The organism is Hoeflea sp. YIM 152468 (assembly GCF_029210485.1).
GTDB lineage: Bacteria > Pseudomonadota > Alphaproteobacteria > Rhizobiales > Rhizobiaceae > Hoeflea.
Window position 1 is genome coordinate 226204 of sequence record NZ_JARGET010000038.1, and the last position, 25626, is coordinate 251829.

Below are 25626 nucleotides of genomic sequence, written 5' to 3' on the forward strand. Positions count from 1 at the left end.
TCCTTGGTTCAGGAAATAAACGCGGCGCCGGCGATCTGGTTCCCGCCGGCTTTAGCGCGAGGGGATTTTTACGGCTGGATAGCTGGTCGGCCTCCCCGTCACATGGCCCGGACATTCCTGTATGCGCATGCCGGACGCTGCCGGTCGACCCGCGACCGGCAGCTGCCCTTTGGAGCCAATCCGGAAGTCGGGTTCCCCCTACCCCGATTCCGCCCCGTGGGGAGTCAGTTCACCATCGATGCGGACAGTCAGCTTCCCGTCCCCGGAACGATCGACCCTGATTTCCCGGCGCTTCCCAGCTATCTCGATATGCGCGGTGTAGCCGTTCCAGTCGTCGGGAATGGCCGGGTTGACCTGAAGGTCTCCGCCGCGAATTTCAATCCCCAGGATTGCCTCCACCGCCGTGCGATAGAGCCAGCCCGCGGACCCGGTGTACCAGGTCCAGCCACCGCGCCCGATCTTGTCGTCGGCGCCATAGACATCTGCGGCCACCACATAGGGCTCAACACGATAGGTGTCGGCGGCGGTCTGGTCGAGAGAATGGTTGACCGGATTGAGCATGGAAAAGGCACGCCAGGCGTCTTCGGTACGGCCCATTTTCGCCAGGGCATAGACAACCCAGGTCGCCGCATGGGTGTACTGTCCGCCATTCTCGCGAACGCCGGGCGGATACCCCTTGATGTAGCCCGGTTCCTTCGGCGTGGCTTGGAACGGCGGGGTGAACAGCCGGATGAGTCCGTCGTCAGTGTCGATGAGCTTGTCGGTGACACTGTCCATCGCCTGGGCAGACCGTTCCGCATTGCCTTTACCGGAAAGCACACTCCACGACTGGGCGATCGAATCGATCCGGCATTCCTCCGATTGGGAAGACCCCAGCGGGGTCCCGTCGTCATAATAGCCGCGGCGATACCACTGGCCATCCCATCCGGCGCCGGCGATAGACTTTGTCAGCTTCTTCGCATGGGCGCGCCATTCGGCAACGTCGCCGGCTTCTTGCCTTGCTTCTGCGATCGGGATGAACCGGTCGAGCGCATGCAGCAGGAACCATGCAAGCCAAACGCTTTCGCCCCGGCCCGCTTCTCCGACGCGGTTCATGCCGTCGTTCCAGTCGCCGCCGAGGATGAGCGGCAACCCGTTCGGCCCGGTGCGGGCAATGGCCAGGTTCAGCGCTCTGGCGCAATGGTCATAAACACTGGTTTTCGTGCGCGAGCTGGATGGTTCGAAAAACGCGTCGTGCTCATCTTCCTCAAGAGTCCGGCCAGACAGGAACGAAACCATTTCATCCAGAATTGCCACGTCGTTGGTGACCGAGACATACTGGCTGACGGCATAGGCCAGCCAGACGACGTCGTCGGAAATCTTCGTGCGCACGCCGGCACCCGTGTCGGGAAGCCACCAGTGCTGAACGTCGCCTTCCTTGAACTGCCGGGACGCGGCATTGAGGATCTGCCGCCGTGCCAGGCCGGAATCGTGCATCAGCAGCGCCAGCGTGTCCTGCAGCTGGTCGCGAAAACCAAACGCACCCGAGGCCTGATAGAACGCGCTGCGCGCCGTGATGCGGCAGGCCAGATTCTGGTAGGGAAGCCAGGTGTTGACCATCGTGTTGAACGCTTTGTCCGGCGTTTCCACCTGAAGCGTTCCGAGGAAACGCTGCCACTGCGACAGGGTTTGTTGTTCGAACTCAGCAAAGCCGCGGTCACGCAATCTTTCAAGCATCTGGCCGACATCGGCGGATTTTTCCGCATCGCCCAGCATGAAGACCACGCTTCGCGTTTCCCCAGGCGGTATTTCGATGTCACAGGCAATGACAGCGCACGGGTCGCCGCGGGTTGCTGCGCCGTTGGCGGTGGCAGCGCCGCTCATCACCATGCTTGGCCGCTTGATCGTTCCGCCGGACCCAAAGAAGTCACCGCGCGACGCGGTGAAGGCAACAGCGGGGTGGTCTGCGGCAAGAAATGCGGTGCGCTCGGGGAACGTCAGCGAGTAAGGATTGGTCGCCGTCATGGCCTCGGCGGCCCGATTGAAGCGGCATTGCACGAAGGGCGCGGTCCTGGAGCGGTCATTGCCCAGCACCAGCTCGGCATAGGCATAGACCCGCAGGCGCAGGGGTGCCGACTTGGCATTGGAAACCTCGAGCCGGGCCAGCTTTGCCGGTTCCTTGCCCGCGATGATCGTCGTCAACCGGGAGCTCAGCCCGTCACAGGTCATCGTCATGATGCTGCGGCCGGGGCCGTGGCGTGTTTCATAGGTGGCCGCCCCATCCACCGACAAGGCTGCCATCGGCGCGTACAACGAGCCATCGTCCATGTCGCGCATATAGAATGCCTCGCCCGGACGGTTGATGACCGGATCGTTGGTCCAGGGTGTGAGCTGGTAGTCGCGTGAGTTGCGGCTCCAGGTGAAGGCCGCCCCTTCCGCCGAAATGTGGAACCCGAATTTTTCGTTGGCGATCACGTTGATCCAGGGTTGCGGCGTCGCTGCTCCGGCGGCGAGCCGGATCACATACTCATTGCTGCCGGGGTCGAAACCGCCATAGCCGTTCCAAAACAGCAGATCGGTGCCGGAGATCGCTTCGCCCCGATGGCGCGTATCATCAGACCCTTCGGGCGAGGGCAACATAAGTTGCGGCGCGCCATGGCTCCGCTTGTCTCCCTTCTCGCCTGACTGTCCAAAGACGGTCTCGATGCGCTCAAGCTGTTCCGACAGCTTGCCATTGCGTGTGTGCAACACAACCCGGGCCGCAGCCAGAAGCGCGGAATAGGCACTGGCTGTCATCAGATCACGGCGAACCGCGAAAATATGCTGTCCCGGTCCTGACGCCAGTCCGCGTCGGGCGGCGTTCTGGCAGTAGGCGTCCAGGGCATTTTGAACATCCTGACCGTAGGAAGCGGCGCGCTCGTTGATGATGACCAGATCAGAAATCAGGCCGCGCGATCTGAGATACTCCTGCATGCGGAAGGCTTTCTGCACGATTGGCAAATCGCCATCATTGTCCAGCCGGAGCACGAAGATCGGGAAGTCTCCGGAGATGCCCATCGGCCACAATGCGGACTGCTGGTATTCTCCGGACGCGACGCTGGCGCTGTCGGATGACAGCGACAGATCAGGGTACACGAGATAGCCGGCAAATTTCTGGAACAGGGCCGCTTCCTGCAGCGTGATATCCGTATGGCGCATCTGCACCTGAGACCGTGTCCAGGCGAGATGAAGCTCCTGCGAAAAGCTCTCGGCATGATGGAAGTGTGAAACTGCGGCCTCGATATCCTCGCGGCGAGGCGCGGCAATTGTCCAGAACACCACTTCGATTTCCTTGCCCGGAGGAATCCGCACAATGCGGCGCAGCGCCATGCAGGGATCGAGCGTATAGCCGTCGCTGCCGCTCAGCCTGGCGCCAGGCTCAAAGGCGATGGCGTCCGTCAGGCTGCGCCCGCGGCCGATGAACCGGCGGCGATCAGTCTCCGCCTGGATTGCACGGCCACCGCGGGCGTCGGAAATAAGATGCGCCACGCAGATGTCGGGATCGCTCGGCGACCGCCGGTTGCGTTCCGCGTAGATGACGTTGCCATGTTCGCCGATATGGGTCCGCACGAACATTTTCGAAAACGCCGGATGCGCGGAATCGGCAGCATCGGCGGAGAGGACCGGCTCGCAATAGGAGGTCAGTTCGATGGTTCTCTCACGCTCGCCCCTGTTGGTCAGAACAACCCGGCGGCCTTCAGCATCGAAGCTCGAGGCGACAAGGCATTCGAGGCGGGAGTTCAGTGTGCCGCGGGTCTTGAAGAATTCAGCCTTCTCGTCTGAAAAAATGGTCCTTGCCGGTTCCCCGGGAGAGGACCCGGGCCCCGACGTGGCCGACCACCAATGCCCATCCTCAAGATCGCGCAGGAAGATGAAGTTGCCCCAGTCATCAAAGGTGGGATCGGGGCGCCATCTTGTCACCGCAAGGCCGTTCCAGCGCGCATAACCGGAACCGCCGGCGGTCAGCATGACGGAATAGTGACCGTTGGACAGAAGAAGGACTTCGCGGCGACTTCGCGCAGGGTCGGTGACAATGCGGAACTCACGCTCCTGCAGTTGCGTCAGCCCGTCACCGGCTTGCGTGGATTCGTCCGCCCGCCGCAGCGGCACAAGGTCACTCGGCGGCTTCTCCTGGAGCAGCAGTTCTGCCGCCTCGATCACCGGATCGGCATGAAAACGATCCCGCATCAGGCCATCATGGACAGCGTTGGCAATCGCCACGATGCTCATGCCCTGGTGATGCGCCATGTAATTGCGGACGATGGCGCAGCTTTCCCCCTCCGGCAGCCGCGAGGGGGTGAAATCGATCGCATCATAATAACCGTAGTCGCCAAGCGCATCATACTGCTGCAACTGGTCGAAATTCGCGAGCGCATCGGCTGGCACATACTGGCTTGCCAGCGCTGTCGCATAGGGCGCGATCACCAGATCGTTGATCAGATTGCGCTTGAGGCCGAGCGAGGGCACGCCGAAATTCCGGTACTGGTAATTCAGCTCCCGATCCCGCGCATTGTATGCCGATTCGGAGATCCCCCAAGGAACTCCGTGCGACTGTCCGTAGCTCTTGTGCCGCGCGATCGCCATGCGGTTTGTCTGGCTCAGCAGCCCGCCGCGCCGCTCGTGCATGACCAGCGGCGGCATCAGATACTCGAACATCGATCCGGACCACGAGGCAAGCGTCGCCTGCCAGTTCACGTCCACGATGGGACGTCCCAGGCGAAACCAGTGACTGCTCGGAACATCGCCCTTGGCAATGGCAAACAGGCTGGTCAGGCGTGCTTCGGACGCGAGAAGGTCGTAACAGGACGCATCGAGTTCTCCATCTTCGGGCCGGTAGCCGATCGACAAAAGCCCCCGCGTTTCATCAAGCAGAAACGAGAAATCCATATCGAAGGCTATTTTCCGGGCTCTTTCCGAGGTGATCTGCAGGTGTTCCTGTAACTGCTCGAGCTTGGTGCGATCGAAAGTTGCGTCGGCAAAATGGGCCTCGCACGTCGCGTGCAGGCTTCTCGCCCAGGCGACGACACTGGCGGTTTGCGTGGATTTGATCTCACTGTTGAGATCCACGGCCAGGGCTGTCACCTCCGCTGCTATCACCGACAGCTTGATGGCGCGCAACGGTGCTATATGTGGTTCCTGCATGTGCCGCTCGAAGGTCTGCAGGAAGCCCGCCAACCGTTCTTCGAGCCTGCGCCTCAACGGCCGTGTCTTGCGGCGGTCATCGGCGATTTTGCTCAACGATTGTTCGAGGATGTAGGCGACGTCGCCAACCCCCTTCATGTCGCCAAGCAGATGCACCGCGGGTGCTTCAGACCAGGACCGCAACGCCGAACTGACCGCGACCAGGTGGCCCGCCATGTTGCCGCTGTCCACGCTTGAGACATAACTCGGCTGCAAGACCTCGAGCGTGCGTGTGTTGTACCAGTTGAACAAATGCCCGCGGTGGTGCGGCAGTTTTTCGACCGTATCGAGCGTCTTGTCGATGCGATCGAGAGTTTCAGACAGCGATATCCAGCCGAAATCCCGGGCTGCCACCGTCGACAGCAGATACATGCCTATGTTGGTTGGCGACGTGCGCTCGGCGACCACCGGCTCCGGATCTTCCTGGAAATTGTCCGGTGGAAGGTAATGGTTGTCTTCGTTGACGAAGCGCTCGAAATAGCGCCACGTGCGCCGTGCAACAAGACGCAGCTGCGTTTCGGTCTCGGTATCGAGTTTCAGCGAATCTTCGGTCAAGGCCGGCCTGCTGACAAACCAGGCAATGGCGGGAGCCGCCACCCACAGGGCGCAAAATCCGCCGGCGATCACCGCTGTTTGCGGTTCGAACGCCAGAGCCAGCAAGAATGCCGACAAAGCTATGAACGGCGATTGCCACATCAAGGCATAAAAGGATGCAACCGTGTTGCCGGCCGCCGCGCTGACCTGGTCTGCGGTTTTCCATTCCAGCAGGTGCCGCCGGCTGACAAACACCCGATAGAGTGAGCGGACTATGGCATCGCCCATGACCCAGGCGGTATGGGCGATGAAGACGATCCGCAAGGCCACCTGCGCCGTCGCATTGAAGATTTCGGACGCCAGGATACGGATGTGTCCGCCGATTGACAGGCCTTCGGTCCCGGAGGGAAAGAACGCAGAGAACAACGACAATGTCGGCGCGATAAACAGACTTATAATCAGGATCACCTGCCACACCGCTGCCGTTTCCAGCGGGAGCACGGACCACGCAAGAATGGACCCGGCGAGCCAGGCTATGGGTGTCACTGATCGCCGCAAATTGTCCAGCATCTTGTACCGCCCAAGCAAGTTCAGGCCGCTGGAACTGGAAAAAATCAGCGGGAGCAACTGCCAGTCGCCCCGCGCCCACCGGTGCTGCCGCGAGGCGTCGACATCATAGCGGACAGGAAAATCCTCAACGAACTCCACGTCGGTCACCAACGCGGCGCGCGCGATAGACCCTTCAAGAAGGTCATGACTGAGAACCGAATTCTCGGCTATCCGACCCGCCATGCCAGCCTCAAACGCCTCGACATGGTAGAGGCCTTTGCCCGTGAAGCTGCCTTCACCCAACAAGTCCTGATAGATGTCTGAAACCGTGAAGACATAGGGATCAAGCCCCCGGTCGACCGAGAAAGTCCGCTGGAATGCCGATGCTTCCGAGCCAGCGGTCAGCGACGAGGTAACCCGGGGCTGCAAGATGGAATATCCGGCGGTGATCTTGCCCTCCGCCGCATCCCAATGGGGAGCATTGAGGGGATGGGCCAGCTTGCCGACCAGCGCCCGCACCTGATCGCGCGGCAGGCGAGTATCGGAATCAAGGGTCAAGACATAGCGGATGTCTTCCGGCAGCTCGCTGCTCGGCGTCAGGAATGTCGTGTCAGGGTCGCCACGCAACAACAGGTTGAGCTCATGAAGCTTTCCACGTTTGCGCTCCCACCCCATCCATACACCTTCAGCTTCGTTCCAGAGACGGGCGCGGTGAAGCAGGAAAAAGCGGCGGCTGCCGGTGTCGGCATATTTTTCGGCAAGCCGGTTCGTCTGAGCCTCCGCATATGCCAGGACCTCGAGGTCGTGATCGGACTTCTCTTCATCGCTGTCGGTCCAGTCGGTGGCCAACGCAAAAAAGAATTCCTTGTCGGGATTGGAGAGGTGGTGCACTTCGAGGTTACGAAGCAGTTCGTCCACGCTATCAAGGCTATCAATCAGGCAGGGAATGACGATCAGAGTACGTGCATCTGAGGGCACACCTTCCTTGAACGCATATCCCGGAAGATGGTCGGGGCGGAAGAATGCGAAAGCAGTATACTGAAAGAGCCCGGAAGCCGCATCCCACGCCGGCACGGCGAAAAGCGTCGACAGTATCACCAGCCAGACGACCGGAACGCCGTTACCGGCCAATACCTGCGCGGCCATCCAGACAAAGCTCAACGCCAGCAATGCCACCGGAACGGCAATCCCGAATACCCCCAGACTGCGATAGGTTCGGCCCACTTTCTCACGCAATGTCGGGCGGTAGCCTGTCTTTTTTTGTAGCTGGCTCACGCCTTCGGCAACGAAGTAATAGCCGAGGTTTTTTTCCCTCGCGGCGGTTATTTGCGGATTCGCGCGCGCCTGCTCGGCCAGCTCCAGCGCCGCCAAAGCGACATCCTTCTCGCTGAATTCGGAGCGGCGGGCGATGTGCTCGATAACATCGCGGTAGCTGTTTCTGGTGCGGGCATCCAGAAGCGCAAAATTGCTTCGGGCGCGCAGCACGCAGTCGGCCCGGGAAACGGATTCAAACCATTTGGTCCAGTCTGTCTCGTCGATCTGCCGCAGGCTGCGAATAATGTTTCCAACCGTGAGGTTGTCCATCGATAGCCGGGTGTGCTCGGCAATGATCACCTCCTCGGCGTGGGTTCCCCGCTGCTCGAGCAGGCTCTCCAGCCATGAGAGCGCGTCGGACGATCCCTGAGTGCCGTCGCGCAAACGGTAGAGCAATTGCGCCGCATAGGTGTCATCGGCTGTTGCATCGGCGCCCGAGTTTAAAAGTCCGGAATCTATCGGGCCGCTGCTGGAAGAGGCAACGGCGTCGGCGAACCGGTTGGCCAGCGCGCGCGTCTTGCGAGATGCCTCCACCCGGTCGGAAATCCGTCTGAGGTTTTCGAGCAGAACCATTCGCAATATGGCCGGAATTGCCCATATCTCGCCGATGGTCAGCACTTGATGCTTCTGAAATCCCGTGATCAGACTGGTCAGCCATTCCGGCTCGAAACAAGAATTTGTGTGGGCAATATAGAGCCATGAGATGGCCAACGTGCGGGGAACTTCTCCGCCGCCTTCCACGGGAACTTTTGGCAGCCGGTGATAAAATTTCTTCGGCAGATCCCGCACAACCTGCCTGACATTCTCATCGACAAGATGATGGTTGTCGAGCAGCCATTCGGCCGCCGGCGTAATCAGCAGGCGCTGTTGGGCAGCCTTGGAGATGGAGCGGAAGTTTGTCAGAAGCGCGGACGCATTGTCCTTGATCCGATCGGGAAAATACTTGGTGCGCTCAGGAAACGCGAAGAGCTCCCACGTCGGCAGGTCCCAGTGAGACTGGGCATGGAGCCGTTCTCCTAGCGCCTCAAGCTCTTCCGCCGCCAGGAAATCGGCTCTGATGGCATGGCTGCGCGCCCGGTCAGCCACTTTATGATCGAGATCGGGAGGAGTTGAATTTGGCGAAGAATTCGGGGATCTCAAGTTTGGAAATTCGGACATGGCTGCCATTTCGATTGTTTAGACATGACTAACGTGCCAGCACACTATACGTTCCGCAGACTAGCTGGCTCGTATTGAAGCTGACGGTGTACTCATCCCCAGTGCTTGTCGCGTTCAAATGGATTGATTTGAACGCGACAAGCATTGATTCAAAGAGATACAGCGTCCCTTGCACATCCAACCGGATGCACAAGGAATGCTGCAGGCGTGGGCATCGCCGCTTTGGCTCAACCGCGACGACCCCGCCACCCTCCCTGGTTTTCCTCCTTGCAAACCCGGCAATCTGCATTGCCGCTGACAGGCCCCAGGTGTCGTTGCGATGCTGCGCCTGAAATCGGCTCTGACCGCTCAACTCTGCCTGCCGGCTTTCCTCAGACCGCATCCACCTCTTAATCGATGCATCCGACCATCCCGAACGTCTCGAACGTCTCGACAACGTCCAGGATTCAGCCTGTCACTGACTCAAGAGACGGCTCCTTAGTGTCGTCTTGAGCACCTTGCCGTAATTGTTTTTCGGCAATTCCAAGGCAAAGAAATAGGCCTTGGGACATTTGAAGCCAGCGATCTGGCTGCGACAGTGGCCATCGAGTTCCGGTGAAGCCGGGGGGTGCTGTCCGGCCGGGACGACGAAAGCCACAACCTCCTCGCCCCAGTCCGCACTCGGTCGGCCAATGACCGAGACTTCGGCCACAGACGGATGGCTCAACAGCGCTTCCTCGACTTCGCGCGGATAGATGTTGCTGCCGCCCGAGATGATGACGTCCTTGGACCGGTCGCGCAACGTCAGATAGCCATCCTGATCGAGCGAGCCCATATCGCCGGTCCACAGCCAGCCGTGCTTCAGGCTCTCAGCGGTGGCTGCAGGATCGTTCCAGTACCCTCTCATGACGGGTGGACCGGCAGCTATGATTTCGCCAATCTCACCCGGCTGCCTGTCCTTTCCGTCCGGACCGACAACGCGGATCTGCACACAAGATTGTGGGGTGCCGACCGAGGCCAGACGCTCGTGCCAGCGGGGATGCTGCCTGTCGATGATATCGCCCCGGGTCAGAGAGGTCAACGCCATCGGACATTCGCCCTGGCCGTAGATCTGAACGAACCGGGCGCCAAATTGCGCGGTTGCAGCCTCGATGTCAGCAAGATACATCGGCCCGCCGCCATAAACAATGGTGCGCACGCCTTCGCCGGAATAGCCGCTTTGCCGGGCGGCAGCCACCCAGCGGTTGATCATGGTCGGAGCCGCAAACAGGGTGACGCTGCCGAGTTTGGGAGCCAGCGTCGACAGCTCCTCCGGATCAAAGCCGCCGGACGCAGGGATGACATGACGGCTGCCACGCAGCACATGCATGAAATTGTAAAGCCCCGCACCATGGGACAAAGGCGCCGCATAAACCGCCGCATCCTCGGCCAGCACGTCGTCCACATCAACGAAATAGGCATAGGTCATGGCGTGCAGATTGGCGATGCTCAGCATCACGCCTTTCGGCTTGCCGGTGGTGCCCGATGTGTAAAACAACCACGCCAGGTCATCGGCCGCACGGGGAAGGGGTGCGGTGAGCCCGTGACTGTCAGGCGCGACCACCGGCCGGGTTTCAAGATCGTGCAGAGAGCAGTCAGCCGGCAGCAAGGCCTGCAACTCGCCCGCACCCGCGCCCGAAACGAACACCAGCCGGCTGCCCGAATCCTCGATGATATAGGCCGCCTCGCGGGCATGGAGCTTGGCATTGATGGGAACCGCAACGCCACCGCAAAACCAGATGCCATACAGCAGTTCGAGATAGGCGGGGCAGTTCTTCATGAAGATTGCGACACGGTCGCCGGGACCAATCCGGTACCGGCTGACAAGCGTTGACGCGGTGCGGGAGGCGCGATCGGCAAAACCGGCATAGGTCGAGATCAGGTTTTCACCTGACATCAGGGCTGGTGCATCAGGCTGTCTTCTCGCTGTGCGGATGAGCCACTCTGCCAAATTCATGCCGCTTCTCCACAATCCGATCGCATTCGTATCTAAGCTCGTTGCCGGATCTCAGGTGTCGGGCGAGACACTCTGCGGTTTTTCGTCCGTGCCGGGCAGTTGTTTGTGACTCCATTCGAGCCGCTTGTAGTCGAATCCGTATTCAAGGGTCGGCTTGACGATGCGGAAATAGGGCGACAGGTCGAAATCCCGTGGTGCGAACAGCGAATGATGGCGAATGTGCAGAATTTCCCGGCGGGAATAGTCGGATTCAGCGCATTGCCGTCCTGGCGACCGCGTCACCTCGGGCAGAATCGGATAATCGATGGAGTGGAACGCCTGGGCAATCATCGACGAGCAGATGGCCCGGGTCGGATCGCCAGCCCCGAAGGCAATCAGGCGCCGGCGCCAGCGCACCGGAACCGGCGGCGTGGGAAAGAAGTAGCGCAACATGTCGAAGATGTTCTTGAGATCGTAGCGAACGCCGAGCCTGTCGATCATATAGGTGACAACTGCGGTCCGATCCTCCGGAGTGAGGCCGGCCGGCCGGCAGATCCGGGTGTTGAAACGGGTGTATTTGGCCAAGGGTACGGCAACGCAGCCTTCACCCAGGTTGACTTCTATGAGCTGCGGAAAATCTTCCCCGTCGTCGATCTCCGGCTTGAGCGCTGTCCCGACATAAAGTGCGGCATGAGACCAGGTCGACTGGGTGAGGTACTTGATCGCCGCCGATATCTTCTGGTTGCCCTCAACCAGAAGAATGTCGCCCGGACGAAGGGCGCGTGACAGCGTCTCCGGGTCTGAGGGAGTGTAGGGTTCGTACCCGGAATTGGCTGAGTGCAATCTGCGCGCCAGGAATCGTCCCAGGCGGTCGAGCAGCGTGTCGGTCATTTCCCTTACTTCAGTCATGAGGCAACAGTTGGCCTGTGAGCGGCGCCGGATCAAGCCACGATGTTTCAACTTTGCGTTTTCCGGCTTGAAAAGTGACTTCGCCCCAATTAGTTTAGAACAATTCTAATCCAAGGGATTCCTCATGCTGTCTCGTCTCACCGGCTTCAACCGCAGGTCCTTTGATTCCCTGAGCGAACAGGAGATACTTGCGCTCGCGATTTCGTCGGAAGAGGATGACGGGCGCATTTACCTCGCCTACGCAGATCATTTGCGCGATGATTATCCGCAATCGGCGAAGGTTTTTGAGGAAATGGCGGCTGAGGAGGGCGAGCACCGTGCCCTGCTGATTGAACGCCACAAGGCACGGTTCGGAGATCGCATACCGCTGATTCGGCGCGAACATGTGCGCGGATATTACGAACGGAAGCCGGATTGGCTGGTCAAGAACCAGTCTGTCGACCTGATCCGGCAGACTGCCGAGGACATGGAAGCTCAAGCGCACGCCTTCTATCTTGCCGCGGCACAGCGCAGCCAGGATGCAGACACCAGAAAACTGCTCGGCGATCTGGCGCTGGCCGAAAAAGCCCATGAATCGCTGGCCCGGCGCCTGGGGCTCAAGCATACGCCGGATGACGTCAAGGCCGAAGAGGCCGAAACCAACCGCCGCAAATTCATTCTGACCTACGTCCAGCCAGGCTTGGCCGGCCTGATGGATGGTTCGGTGTCAACGCTGGCCCCGATATTTGCCACGGCGTTCGCAACCGGCGACACCTGGACAACCTTTCTGGTCGGTTTGTCAGCATCCGTCGGGGCCGGCATTTCGATGGGCTTTACCGAGGCTGCCCATGATGACGGGGTCATTTCCGGCCGCGGTTCGCCGGTCAAGCGCGGCCTGGCGTCAGGCATCATGACGGCGATCGGCGGTCTTGGTCACGCGCTTCCCTATCTGATCCCGGATTTCACCATCGCCACCACGGTCGCGATCGCAGTGGTGTTCGTCGAGCTCTGGGCCATCGCCTGGATTCAGAACCACTGGATGGATACACCGTGGAGCCGAGCCATTTTCCAGGTCGTCCTTGGCGGCGCGCTGGTGTTCGCTGCGGGTCTGCTGATCGGGAATGCCTGACACCAGGCCGCATTGATCTCAATCCATTGGCCCATTTTCTGCGCCCGATAGACAAGATCATAGCCGTTGTTCCGGTGCGAGTCGCAGCTCCGGCCCCACCGGAAAACAAGTCCCCGGCACGCCCACCCATCGCGGGTTCTCCGGCCGGTGACGAAAAGGGACATGCGCAATCCGGTCTGGACAAAAATCGTATGAAAAAAACCCGCCGGATCGCTCCGGCGGGTTTCGTGGTCCTAACGTCAGATCCGGAAAGGATCAGTCGTCGCTGTTCTGCTTCTTCAGGGCAGCGCCGAGAATGTCGCCGAGCGAAGCGCCCGAGTCGGACGAACCGAACTGTGCAACTGCCTGCTTCTCTTCGGCGATTTCCAGCGCCTTGATCGACAGACCGACCTTGCGGTCCTTCTTCGAAAAGCTGGTGACGCGAGCGTCGACTGTCTGGCCGACCGAGAACCGCTCAGGGCGCTGCTCGTCACGGTCACGCGACAGATCCGAGCGGCGGATGAACGAAGACAGGTCTTCGTGATCAACCAGCACCACTTCGAGACCGCCGTCGGTGATCGCAGTCACCTTGGCCGAGACGATGGCGTTCTTGCGCAGCTCGCCCGAAGCGGCAGCGTCGCCGATCGAGTCCTTGCCAAGCTGCTTGATGCCCAGCGAGATGCGCTCCTTGTCAACATCGACATCGAGCACGACGGCCTTGACCATGTCGCCCTTGTTGAACTCCTCGATGACCTGTTCGCCTGGACGGTTCCAGTCGAGGTCGGAGAGGTGAACCATGCCGTCGACATCGCCTTCGAGGCCGATGAACAGGCCGAATTCGGTCTTGTTCTTGACTTCGCCTTCGACTTCGGTGCCGGCAGGGTGGCTCTGTGCGAACACTTCCCACGGATTCTCGAGCGTCTGCTTGAGGCCGAGCGAGATGCGGCGCTTGTTGGGGTCGACTTCAAGAACGACCACGTCAACTTCCTGTGTCGTCGACAGGATCTTGCCGGGATGCACGTTCTTCTTGGTCCAGGACATTTCCGACACGTGGATCAGACCTTCGATGCCCGGCTCCAGTTCGACGAACGCGCCGTAATCGGTGATGTTGGTCACGGTACCGGTGATGCGCTTGCCCGCCGGGTACTTGACGCCGATGCCATCCCACGGATCGCTTTCCAGCTGCTTCATGCCCAGCGAGATGCGGTGTGTTTCCTGGTTGATGCGGATGATCTGGACCTTGACGGTCTGACCGATCGACAGGATTTCGGACGGATGGTTGACGCGGCGCCAGGCCATGTCGGTCACGTGCAGCAGGCCATCGATGCCGCCAAGATCAACGAACGCACCGTAATCGGTGATGTTCTTGACCATGCCTTCAACGGTCTGGCCTTCTTCGAGGTTCTGCACGATTTCCGAACGCTGTTCGGCACGGCTTTCCTCAAGCACGGTGCGGCGCGAGACAACAATGTTGCCGCGGCGCTTGTCCATTTTCAGGATTTCGAAGGGCTGCGTGATGTGCATCAGCGGGGTGACATCGCGGATCGGGCGAATGTCGACCTGGCTGCGCGGCAGGAAGGCCACGGCGCCGTCCAGATCAACGGTAAAGCCGCCCTTGACCTGGTTGAAGATGACACCTTCAACGCGCTCCTGCCCATTGAACTTCTCTTCGAGACGGATCCAGCTTTCCTCGCGGCGAGCCTTCTCGCGCGACAGCATGGCCTCGCCCAGAGCGTTTTCGATACGTTCGACATAGACTTCGACTTCATCGCCGACTTTCAGCGTGCCGTCCTTGGCCTTGGCGCCGAATTCCTTGAGCGGGACGCGGCCCTCGACCTTGAGGCCGACGTCGATGATGGCGACGTCCTTCTCGATGGCCATGACGATGCCCTTGGCGACATAGCCTTCGGCGAGATCCTGCGTAGCAATGGATTCGGCGAACAGGGATGCGAAATCCTCTGTCATCGTTTCAGTGTTAGACATAAATTCTCCTGGCGACCGCGTAATCATGGTGCGATCGGATGCGCCTGGTTGGTGTTGGTCGGACCGGCGATGCCCGTCTGTCCTTAACCTTCATGGAGGGGAGGACAAGTTCGGCGCGGGACAGGCTCGCTGGCGTCAGTTCAGCGTTCAAGCGCAGCATCGACAAGGACACGGGCGGTTTCGAACGCGGTTTCTATACCCATTTCGGTTGTATCTAGCAAGTGCGCATTGGCGGCGGGACGAAGCGGCGAGTCGGTCCTTTCCATGTCGCGCGCGTCACGTCTTTCTATATCGGCCAGGATTCCGGCCATATCGGCCTGCCCGCCTTTGCCGCGTATTTCGTCATGACGCCGCCGGGCCCGCACCGCCGGGCTGGCGGTGACATAAAACTTGATCAATGCATCGGGGCAGACCACCGTGCCGATATCGCGGCCGTCGAGCACCGCACCAGGTGCGATTGCGGCAAAATCCCGCTGCGCCTCCACCAGCGCCCTGCGCACATCGGGCATCACCGCGACTTTCGAGGCGGCTTCCCCGATATCATGGGCTGACAGCACCACGCGGTCGAGGTTGGACAAATCAAGCGCGCGGGCCATGCGGGCAGCCACCGCTTCGTCATCAAGCGCAAGGCCGGCGTCGAGCAGCGCCTTGGCGGTGGCGCGGTAGCTGAGGCCGGTATCAAGATGACGGAGGCCGTAACGCGCGGCGAGCCGCCGCGCCAGGGTGCCCTTGCCGGCAGCCGCCGGGCCGTCGACTGCTATCACGATGGGTGATGCTGTCTCGCTCATTCCGGTGTGCCCCGATCTGCAAGGCGGCCATAGAGTCCTACCAGGCCAGCCATTTCGCCGTCACCGTCCTGTATCAGGCCGGCAAGAACCCCGCACCGGTCTGCTTCAGGCCGGTTCTGGCTGACTTTCCATTTGCCGCTCATCCGACTGACGGTGATCTCGATGCCGACAATTGCCCGCAATTGCGCCGCCACAAACGCCGCCGGTGCATCACCGACCTTCCATGGTTCCGAACGGCTTGCCTCATGCCGGTCGGTGAGGTCGGTCACCTGCTGACCAAGCCATGCGGCCTCTTCGTGAACTTCGGCGGCGCCGCGCGCCTGCACCATCGCATAGTTCCAGGTCGGCACGACCTTGCCGTGTTGCGCCTTGGAAGCATACCAGGATGGCGTGACGTAAGTGTCCGCGCCCTGAAACACCACCACCACAGCAGCACCATCGCGAATCTGCTTCCATTGCGCATTGGCCCTGGAGACATGGGTGCGAAGTGTGGTGACGCCCTTGTCGACCGACACCAGAAACGGCACCGGATTGACCTGCAGATCGGTTGGTGATGCCGAGATCAGCAGGCCCAACGGATGCGCGGCAATCAGCGCCCGCATCACCGTCTCGTCCTTTTCCTCAAACTGCGCTGGCAGGTACATGGCGGCTCCTTCCGTCCCGGCGCTTCAGTCTATCCGATCTGCTCAACACGGCCGCCAGCGGACTCGCCGCGGCGCCTTACTTGCGCGTGATCCCCACACTGACGTCATCGAGATGCCGGTAGGGCTCATGCTCAAACAGGGCATCATCGTCAAGCCATGCCAAAAGCATGTCAAACGCATCAACCCCCCAGAAAACCTGGTGGCCTGCCTTCGACCGGGACATGAAGCTGGGAACCCCGAAGACGCCGCGGCCGATTGCCAGATCGGTGTTGGCTCTCAATGCGGCCTTGGCAGCATCATCGGTGGCAAGCGTCAACGGAATGGCGACATGTTCGGCAAAGGCTGCAAGCTCGTCGTCGGTATCGGGCGCCCGGCCCTGCTCGAAGACGAAGTCAAAGGCGCGGCGCACAGTCGCCAGTCCGGCATCGGCGCCGGCCAGCAGCCGCAACGGCTTGAGCGGATTGAACGGATGGCGCGGCGGAAACCGCATCGCAAGCCCGTGCTTTTTGCCCAGAAATACCGACAGCCGGTAGGTGTGCAGCCGTTTTGCCGAAATCTCCGCCGGACCGAGCTGCCCCCAATGGCTGAGGATGGCCCCCAGAAGCACCGGAACCGGCCTCACAGTCACGCCGGCGGGCAATTCCTCGAGCCGCTTCAGCGCCACATGGGCAAAAGGCGAGATCAGATCGTAATGAAACTCGATCGTCCGCGGCGTCATATCTCGGCAATCTCCGCACCCATGCCGGTCATCATTTCCATGAATTCGGGAAAGCTGGTGGCGATGATCGAGCAGTCATCCACCTGCACCGGATGCTCGCTGGCAAGGCCCATGACCAGAAAGCTCATGGCGATGCGGTGATCGAGCCACGTGGCGACAACGGCCTCCTTCGACAGATTGCCCAGACCCTTGCCGTCGGGCCGGCCGCGCACCGACAGCCAGTCCTTGCCCTCGGTGCAATCGACGCCGTTAAGCTCCAGGCCGCGCGCCATCGCAGCCAGCCGGTCGCTCTCCTTCACCCGCAACTCCTCAAGTCCCGGCATCATGGTTTCACCCTGGGCAAAACAGGCGGCAATCGCCAGCACCGGGTACTCATCAATCATCGACGGCGCCCGCTCGGCGGGAACCGTGACACCCTTGAGGTCCGAGGACCGGACCCGCAGGTCTGCCACATCCTCGCCGCCGGCCTGGCGCGGGTCGAGCACTTCGATATCCGCCCCCATCTCCTGCAGGGTCTGAATCAGCCCGGTGCGGGTCGGGTTCATCAGCACATTGCGAATCGTGACGTCCGATCCCGGAACGATCAGCGCCGCCACCAGCGGAAACGCGGTCGAGGAGGGATCGCCCGGCACATCGATCGTCTGGCCGACAAGCTCGCCGCGGCCTTCGAGCCTGATGGTGCGCACGCCCTCGGCATCGGTCTCGACCTCGAGCGTGGCGCCAAAGCCCTGAAGCATTTTCTCGGTGTGATCGCGCGTCATCACCGGTTCAATCACCGTGGTGGTACCGGGAATGTTGAGCCCGGCCAAAAGAACAGCCGATTTGACCTGGGCCGATGCCATCGGCACCCGGTAACTGATGGGCGCAGGTGCGCGGGGGCCGCGCACTGTCACCGGCAAGCGGTCGCCGGCCTGCGCTTGCACCTGAACCCCCATCAGCCGCAACGGATCGAGCACGCGGCCCATCGGGCGGCTCGACAGGGATGCATCGCCGATGAATGTGGTGTCGAAATCATAAGGTCCCATCAGCCCCATGGCCAGCCGGCAGCCGGTGCCGGCATTGCCGAAATCGAGCGCGGTCTCCGGCGCCAGCAGGCACCCGTTGCCGACGCCGTTGATGATCCATGTATCGCCCTGTTTGCGGATGGAGGCACCCATGGCCTGCATCGCCTTGCCGGTGTTGATCACGTCCTCACCCTCGAGCAGACCCGTGATCCGGGTTTCGCCCCGGGCAAGGCCGCCGAACATGAACGACCTGTGGGAAATGGATTTGTCTCCGGGAATGCGGATGTCGCCTTTAAGCCCCCGGCTTTTTGAGGCTTTGGCAGGACGAAGATGTGCAGTAACGTGGCCCATTTGGTAATTTCCGGCTGATTTGGTCGGGTAAAGCCGGCAGCCCGGCTGATGCGCAGGGGCTCCCTACCACAGCCCTGAGGGGTGCGTCATCTGACTTCGCTCGATTTTTGATGAGAATGGCTTTGACAGCCGCGCTCAACATCATTATGGGGTCCGGACCCGCCGAAACGGGAAGCCTGGCGCTCCAGCCTGGGTCTTCCTGCCAGTTTATGAGGCTTCGACAGTGGCAAAACCGGAACTTGGAACAAAACGCATTTGCCCCGAAACCGGGCGCAAATTCTACGATCTGAACAAAGATCCAATCGAGTCCCCTTATACGGGCAAAACCTACCCGATTTCGTTTTTTGAGGTCCCGGCGCCTATTGCTGTGTCCGAGAAGGTGAAAGAGAAGGTGGCCGACGACGAGGACGAGGACGACGATGAAGTCGCCGAAGTCGAGGCAGATTCGGCCGACGTGGAAATCGTATCGCTTGAAGAGGCGGACGATGAAAAGTCGAGCAAGAAAAGCAAGTCCGAGGACCTTCCCGACATCGACGACGATGTCGAGATCGATGAAGACGACGACGAGGATGCGTTTCTGGCCGATGACGATGATGACGACGACGATGTCAGCGACATCATCGGCGTCAATGACGAGGACGACGATCAATAAAGCGAATTCATCCGCACTTTTGAATTCAGTGATGTTTTCGAAACTGCAAAAGGATTGAATTTTCATCTTGATCTTGTGCGGCTGCAGAAGTATGAAGCCGCACATGCCCGCCTCAATCGGGGCGGCGGCATCTCGCAGGGATTGTATTTTTTGATCAATCTCTTGCGTCCCGGGGCCATAGCTCAGCTGGGAGAGCGCCTGCATGGCATGCAGGAGGTCAGCGGTTCGATCCCGCTTGGCTCCACCATTTTTCCAACAGTGACACTTTTTGCCTTTCCGGTGCCCGCACGCCGCTGCTGACCTCGGGCAATGCGCCGTCGCGCAACCTGTGGCTTTGTCGAGCGCCCTGCGCCGCGCAAGGTTTTGCTAACCACACAGAGGGAAATTCCCGCTTTGCATTGGCCGAATCGCGGTTTGGCGCGGTTTTTTAGCGGAAATGAAGTGTTTTTCGGCGATTGTCTGCCTGGATTGAGGCAGGGACACAATCATGGATGCTGCGAGCGACAACCGGCACGTGCCGCTTTGTATTGACCTGGACGGCACGTTGGTCGCCACTGACACCTTGTGGGAGGGGCTGGTCGCGGTGTTGATTCGCAGGCCCTGGCTGTTTTTCGCCGCCATCGCCTGGGCGCTCTCCGGCAAGGCCGTTCTCAAACGCGAGGTCGCCGCCCGTTACCAGAACAAGGGCAGAGACTGGCCTTACCGGCCGGAGCTGATCGCGCGAATCAAACAGGCCCGCAATGCCGGACAGCCGGTCTGGCTGGTCACAGGTGCGGCCCAATCCACAGCCACCACGATTGCCGGGCACCTGGGCCTATTCGATCGCGTCCTGCACTCGAGCGATACCGAGAACCTCACCTCCCACCGCAAACGCGAGTGCCTTGTCGCCTTGTGCGGCGACGGTGGCTTTGATTATGCCGGCAACAGCCGGGACGATCGGGTGGTTTTCGATGCCGCGCGCCGCGCCATCATTGTTGCACCCGATCGCGCGGCCAAGCGCTGGGCAAAGCAGAATGCGGCGGAAACCCTTCCGATCGCGGCAGTGTCGCGCTTGGCGATCTTCAAATCCATCCGGGTACATCAGTGGCTCAAGAACGTGCTGATCGCGGTTCCGCTGGTTCTCAACCATGAATACGCCGAGATCGGTCTCGTTCTCGCCGCCGTGGCTGCATTCTTTTCGTTCAGCTTCCTGGCGTCCGCGGTCTACATCGTCAATGACATTGCCGATCTGGCCAATGACCGCCAGCATCCGCGCAAACGCCTGCGTCCGCTGGCCAGCGGTGCGGTCTCGATCCCGGCGATCAGTTTCACTGCCGCGACGTTGCTGCTGGCGTCCATCGGGCTGGCAAGCCTGTTGCCGCCTCTTTTCTGGGCGGTACTGGGTCTGTATGCGGTGGTGACCACGGCCTACACCTTTGTTCTCAAGCGCAAGCTTCTGGTCGATGTTTTCACATTGGCAGGGCTGTACACCGTGCGCATCATCGCCGGTGCGGCGGCCACCGGAGTGGAGCTGTCCTTCTGGCTGCTGGCGTTTTCGATCTTCTTCTTTCTCAGCCTGGCGCTGGTCAAGCGCTATGTCGAGCTCGACGAGCTTGCCGAGCAATCCGACACCCGGCTCGAGGGGCGCAGCTATGTCGGGAGCGACAAGGACATGATCGGCCAGGCGGGGATCGCATCGGCGTTCTCCGCGGCGATGGTTCTGGCGCTCTATGTCGACAGCAAGGAAGTGGCGTCAATGTATCCCCAACCGGCCCTGCTCTGGCCATTGTGTCCGCTGATTCTGTACATGCTGCTCAGAATCTGGGTTCTGGCGCGCCGTTCCCAGATGCATGACGACCCGGTGGTGTTCATCATGCGTGACTGGCGCAGTCAGGCCACCACCATTGCCGGCGCGGGACTTGTGCTGCTCGCGACAGTGCAGCTGTGACCGCGCGGCGTGACAGGTTTGACAGTTGGGGCAGGGTCGACCGGCGACCGCGCCTGAGCGCGCCCCTGGAGGACCTGAACCCGACTGCCCAAGGCGGATTCCTGCCTTACGGCAATGGCCGTTCCTACGGCGACAGCTGCCACAATGACCAGGGCTGCCTGCTCACCATGCGACCCGGCGCGGCGATCAGCGCCTTTGATCCCGATACCGGCATTCTGACTGCGGACGCAGGTGTCCTGCTGTCTGATATTCTCGCGCTTGTCATGCCGTATAGATTTTTTCTGGAAGTAACCCCGGGCACGGCGCAGGTCACGCTTGGCGGCGCCATTGCCAATGATGTTCATGGCAAGAACCATCATCGGCGCGGCACGTTCGGCAATTCGGTGCAAAGCTTCACCCTGCTTGGCAGCGACGGGCATCGTCGCACCTGTTCGCCGACACGCAATTCTGCCCTGTTTGCGGCCACCATCGGCGGAATGGGGCTGACCGGCATCATTGAATCGGCCACCATCCGGCTGATGCAGGTCGCGTCCGCCAATGTGCGCCAGACCGCGTTTCGGTTTGCCGCCATCGATGGCTATTTCGATACAATCGAGCAAATCGATGCGGCGCATGAATATTCCGTCGCCTGGATCGATCAACTGGCGCGCGGCGGCAAACTCGGGCGTGGTGTGCTGATGGCCGGCAATCACGCGGAAGACGGCGGAGCGGCAAAGCCGCCATCGGCGCCGAAACTGGCGGTTCCGCTCTCGCCGCCGGTCAATCTGCTCAATCGCCTGACCCTCAAGGCCTTCAATGGTCTGTATTACGGCCGGGCCCCGCAGCAGCCTGAAACCAGGATTGTTGCCTGGTCCTCCTATTTCCATCCGCTGGATGCAATCTCCGGCTGGAACCGGCTTTACGGGCCGCGTGGCCTGTTTCAGCACCAAAGTGTCTTTCCCTCCGCAACCGGACGGGAAACCACCATTGCGCTGATCGAGTGCGCCCAGAATCATGGTGCGGCATCGTTCCTGACCGTCCTTAAACGTTTTGGCGCTTCCACATCTCCGGGGCTGATGTCGTTTCCGCGGCCAGGATTCACGCTGACGCTGGATTTTGCCAATACCGGAAACCGCACCTTGCGGATGCTTGATGCGCTCGACGAGATTGTTCTGGCGGCGGGGGGTGGGCTCAATCCGTACAAGGACCAGCGAATGTCGCCAGAGATGTTTGCAGCCTCGTTCCCACAATGGAAAGACATGGAAGCCATGCGTGATCCGGCTCTGATATCGGATTTCTGGCGCCGGACCGCCGGCAAGCTGAACGCCAGCTGCCTCCCCGGCATACGCACCGCCACCGCCTGACCGGCTGCTTCCGGCTTGCCAGCACGGCGACGGCCCCGTATTTGAGTGGCCTGAGTGACGGAGCGGCAAACGCCGCCATTGAGCGAAGGAGCACAACCCATGGCCCGCATCTGCATTCTCGGCACCGGTGCCTGGGGCACCGCGCTGGCCGCAGCTTTGATCAGACAAGGCCATGATGCGCTGATGTGGGGCCGCAACCCCGCCACCTGTGACGAGATATCGCGCCAGCATTCCAACAAGGCCTATCTTGGCAGCGCGCGCCTTCCCGAAGGTCTTGTCGCGACCACGGACATGGCCCTTGCGCTGGATCGCGCGGAGATCGTGCTGTTCGTGGTGCCGGCGCAATCGACCGGCGATGTCGCCCGGCAGGCAGCCGCGCATCTGCCTGACCGCGCACTGGTAATCGCCTGTGCCAAAGGCATAGACAACCGCAGCGGCCAAACCCAAAGTGAAGTGATTGCCGGGCAGTTGCCCGGCCATGCGGTGGGTGTGCTGTCGGGGCCCAGCTTTGCCGCCGATGTGGTTGGCGGCCTGCCGACAGCTCTCACGCTGGCCATGCCGGACAAGGACGCGGCGCAGGCCATGGCCCAATCGCTCTCCGGCGACGCGATCCGGCTCTATGCATCCGACGACATTGTCGGGGTGCAAATCGGCGGATCGCTGAAGAATGTCATGGCGATTGCCGTCGGGATCTGCCGCGGCGGCGGCATGGGGGCAAGCGCCGAAGCTGCGTTGATCACGCGCGGATATGCGGAACTGGTGCGGCTGGGCGTGGCCATGGGCGCGCGCGCCGAAACCCTGATGGGACTGTCGGGTCTGGGGGATCTGGTGCTGACCTGCTCGTCGGAGCTGTCGCGCAATTTCTCCTATGGCATTGCCGTTGGCAGCGGACGCGATGTTTCGGGCCTCAAACTGGCCGAGGGGGTCTATACGGTGTCGATTGCCAATGACCTCGCCGCCCGCCACCAGATCTCCTGTCCGGTCATGCACACGGCCGGATTGGTGCTGGCGGGCAGGATGTCAGCCGAGGAGGCCCGCGTCGCGCTGATGTCGCGGCCGATCAAGCCGGAAATTCCCACCACTAGCAGGGACATGCCGTGAGCGAGGCTTTGCATTTTGACGCCGGCGGGCATCTGCATGAAAACAATTTTCATTTTTTCCCGGTCTAATGGGCCAAACCGGTAAGACGAACGAGCGGTCGCACGAATCGGAGCATTGCATGAGCTCAAGCCACACAATCACGCCTGTTATCCTGTGCGGCGGCGCCGGATCACGGCTCTGGCCCATGTCACGGGATTCAAAGCCCAAGCAGTTCCACCGTCTGGTCAACGACAAGACCCTTCTCACCAACACGCTTGAGCGCGTTGACTTCAAAGGTGAGGGTCTGCGCTATCTGCCGACGCGGATCGTCGGCGGGATCGCCTTCGAATCGCTGCTGACCGAACAGGGTGAAACCAGCAGCGTCGAGGTTGAACGCTATGTGCTCGAACCGTTGATCCGCGACACCGCTGCGGCGATTGCCGCCGCGATTGCCGATCTGGCTGACACCGATCCCGACAGAATGGTGCTGGTGCTGCCCTCGGATCACCAGATTTCCGATGTGGCGGCTTTCTTCGATGTAATCCGCACCGGTGCCCAGGCGCTTGCCGACCGCGGCGGCATCATGACCATCGGCATCACCCCGACGCGGCCCGAAACCCAATATGGCTATATCGAACGCGGCGATGGCGATGGACCAGTCTACGATGTGTCGCGGTTTCGTGAAAAACCGGATCTGGAAACAGCCGAGACCTTTCTCCGGTCCGGTCGCTTTTTCTGGAATGGCGGCATTTTCATGTTCCGCGCCGGGGAGATGGGCGCTGAACTGGCCCGCCAGCAACCTCAGGTCTGGACCCAGGCAAAGCTGGCTGTCGAGCGCGCCGAGATTGAGGGCAAGTGCTACCGCCTCGGTGCAGACGCCTTTGCCGCCTGCCCCAAGATATCGATCGATTATGCCGTGATGGAAAATGCGTCCCGCATCGGCGTGGTTGCCGCCAGTTTTGACTGGAATGACCTCGGGTCGTGGAACCAGCTGCATGATGGATCGGTGCTTGATGAACATGGCAATGCCCGCTTCGGCGATGTGCTGACGCTCGATGTCCAAAACAGCTACCTCCGGTCTGAAGACCGCTTTCTGGCCGTTGCCGGTCTCGACAACATCATCGTGGTGTCGCAGCCCGATGCGCTGCTGATCGTGCATCGCGACAAGTCGCATCTGGTCAAGGACATCGCCGGCCAGGTCAAGAAAACCGGAGAATGGCCACCGCTGGCGGTTGCGCATTCGGGCCGTCCGGTGCCGTCGCCAAGGGTGATCCGCAAATGGCTGTTTGACACGGCATTGCCGCTGTGGGCGGGCGCCGGCGTCGACCGGGTGCATGGCGGTGTCTACGAGGCGCTCAATCATGACGGCAGCCCGGCCGATCTCGGTTTCAAGCGGCTCCGGGTTCTGGCGCGGCAGATCTACTGCTTTGCCCATGCCGAACTGCTCGGCTGGGAGGGCGATGCGCGGGCAACGCTTGAGCATTGCTTCGCCACGCTGACCACAACCGGCTGGCATCCCGATGGCGGCTGGATCCATCTGTGGAATTCGGACGGTACGGTCAAGGACCCGCAGCGCGATACCTATGATCATTGTTTCGTTCTGCTTGCGCTGGCCTGGCTGTGGCGCGCCACCAAATGGCCCGAAGCGCGGATCTGGGCCGAACGCACCATTGCCTATATGGACGATCATCTTGTCGATCGCGCCAATGGCGGGTTTTACGAATCGAGCCTCAGACTTGATTACCGCCGCGCCAACCCGCACATGCATTATCTCGAGGCCATGCAGGCCTGGTTCGAGGTCACCGGCGAGCGTGTCTTTCTCGACCGCGCCCAGACCGCGGTTGATCTGTTCACATCGGTTTTTTTCGATCCGGAAAGCTGGAGTGTCACCGAGCATTTCGAGCGCGACTGGTCGGTGCGCAAAGACAAGCCGCCCCGCATCGAGCCCGGTCATCACTACGAATGGGTCTGGCTGCTGCTGCGCCAGGCGCGGTTTGCCGATCAGCCGCAGCTCAAGGAATATTGCCGCAAGCTTTATGCGACGAGCCACGCTTTCGGCCACGCCCGGGGCACCGATGCGGTGTGCGATTCGATGGCGCCGGATGGTTCGCAAATGGTCGGCACGGCCCGGCTCTGGTGCCAGACCGAGGCACTCAAGGCGGGTCTGCTGGCACGCGCCGAAGGCCTGCCGGGTGACGAGACACTGTTCATCCGCATGCTCGACGTCATCTTCAACCGCTATCTGACAGCACCCGCACCTGGCGGATGGTATGATCAGATCGACCCGCACGGCCGGGTCATCTCGAAGGACATGCCGACAAGCACGTTCTACCATGTGTTTTGCGCGCTGGTCGAGTATCTCCGGCATGAGGAGATGCTTCCCTGACCGGATCAGGGCAGCGCAGACAGTTTACGGAACGGGAGAGACATCG

General features: G+C 61.0%; 14 protein-coding genes and 1 tRNA gene. 7 read left to right on the top strand and 8 right to left on the bottom strand.

Features of this window, described 5'->3' with window-relative positions; genetic code table 11:
• Nucleotides 1-198: 198 nt before the first annotated feature.
• The 3 genes from PZ897_RS19155 to PZ897_RS19165 form a co-directional block, all read right to left on the bottom strand.
• Nucleotides 199-8682 (bottom strand): glucoamylase family protein, encoded by an 8484-nt coding sequence (locus PZ897_RS19155; RefSeq protein WP_275754355.1) that lies wholly within the window; start codon nt 8680-8682, stop codon nt 199-201.
• 526 nt (nt 8683-9208) lie between these two features.
• On the bottom strand, nt 9209-10729 hold the full coding sequence (locus PZ897_RS19160) for an AMP-binding protein (RefSeq protein WP_275754356.1): 1521 nt from the start codon (nt 10727-10729) through the stop codon (nt 9209-9211).
• A gap of 51 nt (nt 10730-10780) precedes the next feature.
• Nucleotides 10781-11617: a YiiX/YebB-like N1pC/P60 family cysteine hydrolase gene (locus PZ897_RS19165; RefSeq protein WP_275754357.1), complete on the bottom strand. Its 837-nt coding sequence runs from the start codon at nt 11615-11617 to the stop codon at nt 10781-10783.
• A gap of 124 nt (nt 11618-11741) precedes the next feature.
• Between PZ897_RS19165 and mbfA the strand changes: the two genes are divergently transcribed.
• Nucleotides 11742-12725, top strand: coding sequence for an iron exporter MbfA (gene mbfA / locus PZ897_RS19170; protein WP_275754358.1), 984 nt, complete (start codon nt 11742-11744; stop codon nt 12723-12725).
• A gap of 255 nt (nt 12726-12980) precedes the next feature.
• Here the strand turns inward: mbfA and rpsA are convergent, their stop codons facing one another.
• From rpsA to aroA, 5 genes are all read right to left on the bottom strand, one after another.
• Nucleotides 12981-14687 carry a 30S ribosomal protein S1 gene (rpsA, locus tag PZ897_RS19175; RefSeq protein WP_275754359.1) on the bottom strand — a complete coding sequence of 569 codons (1707 nt, stop codon included), beginning with the start codon at nt 14685-14687 and terminating at the stop codon, nt 12981-12983.
• Nucleotides 14688-14827: 140 nt separating this feature from the next.
• Entirely contained in the window at nt 14828-15475 is a 648-nt protein-coding gene (gene cmk, locus PZ897_RS19180; protein WP_275754360.1) for a (d)CMP kinase, read from the bottom strand.
• On the bottom strand, nt 15472-16119 hold the full coding sequence (locus tag PZ897_RS19185; RefSeq protein ID WP_275754361.1) for an FMN-binding negative transcriptional regulator: 648 nt from the start codon (nt 16117-16119) through the stop codon (nt 15472-15474). Before PZ897_RS19185 ends, cmk begins: the two co-directional genes overlap by 4 nt.
• 76 nt (nt 16120-16195) lie before the next feature.
• Entirely contained in the window at nt 16196-16837 is a 642-nt protein-coding gene (locus PZ897_RS19190) for a 2-hydroxychromene-2-carboxylate isomerase (RefSeq protein WP_275754363.1), read from the bottom strand.
• Nucleotides 16834-18192 carry a 3-phosphoshikimate 1-carboxyvinyltransferase gene (gene aroA / locus PZ897_RS19195; RefSeq protein WP_275754364.1) on the bottom strand — a complete coding sequence of 453 codons (1359 nt, stop codon included), beginning with the start codon at nt 18190-18192 and terminating at the stop codon, nt 16834-16836. Before aroA ends, PZ897_RS19190 begins: the two co-directional genes overlap by 4 nt.
• A 223-nt stretch (nt 18193-18415) precedes the next feature.
• On the opposite strand from aroA, the gene PZ897_RS19200 reads away from it, so the two are divergent.
• From PZ897_RS19200 to PZ897_RS19225, 6 genes are all read left to right on the top strand, one after another.
• The gene (locus tag PZ897_RS19200; protein WP_275754366.1) at nt 18416-18844 is read left to right on the top strand and encodes a TIGR02300 family protein; all 429 of its coding nucleotides are present in this window, start codon (nt 18416-18418) and stop codon (nt 18842-18844) included.
• 171 nt (nt 18845-19015) lie between these two features.
• A tRNA-Ala gene (locus PZ897_RS19205) sits at nt 19016-19091 on the top strand.
• A 240-nt stretch (nt 19092-19331) separates the two neighbouring features.
• The gene (locus PZ897_RS19210) at nt 19332-20771 is read left to right on the top strand and encodes a UbiA family prenyltransferase (protein WP_275754367.1); all 1440 of its coding nucleotides are present in this window, start codon (nt 19332-19334) and stop codon (nt 20769-20771) included.
• Entirely contained in the window at nt 20768-22114 is a 1347-nt protein-coding gene (locus PZ897_RS19215) for an FAD-binding oxidoreductase (protein WP_275754368.1), read from the top strand. The genes PZ897_RS19210 and PZ897_RS19215 overlap by 4 nt, the downstream gene beginning before the upstream one ends.
• A 99-nt stretch (nt 22115-22213) precedes the next feature.
• Entirely contained in the window at nt 22214-23215 is a 1002-nt protein-coding gene (locus PZ897_RS19220) for an NAD(P)H-dependent glycerol-3-phosphate dehydrogenase (RefSeq protein WP_275754369.1), read from the top strand.
• Between the two features lie 118 nt (nt 23216-23333).
• The gene (locus PZ897_RS19225; RefSeq protein ID WP_275754370.1) at nt 23334-25580 is read left to right on the top strand and encodes an AGE family epimerase/isomerase; all 2247 of its coding nucleotides are present in this window, start codon (nt 23334-23336) and stop codon (nt 25578-25580) included.
• The last annotated feature ends 46 nt before the right edge of the window (nt 25581-25626 follow it).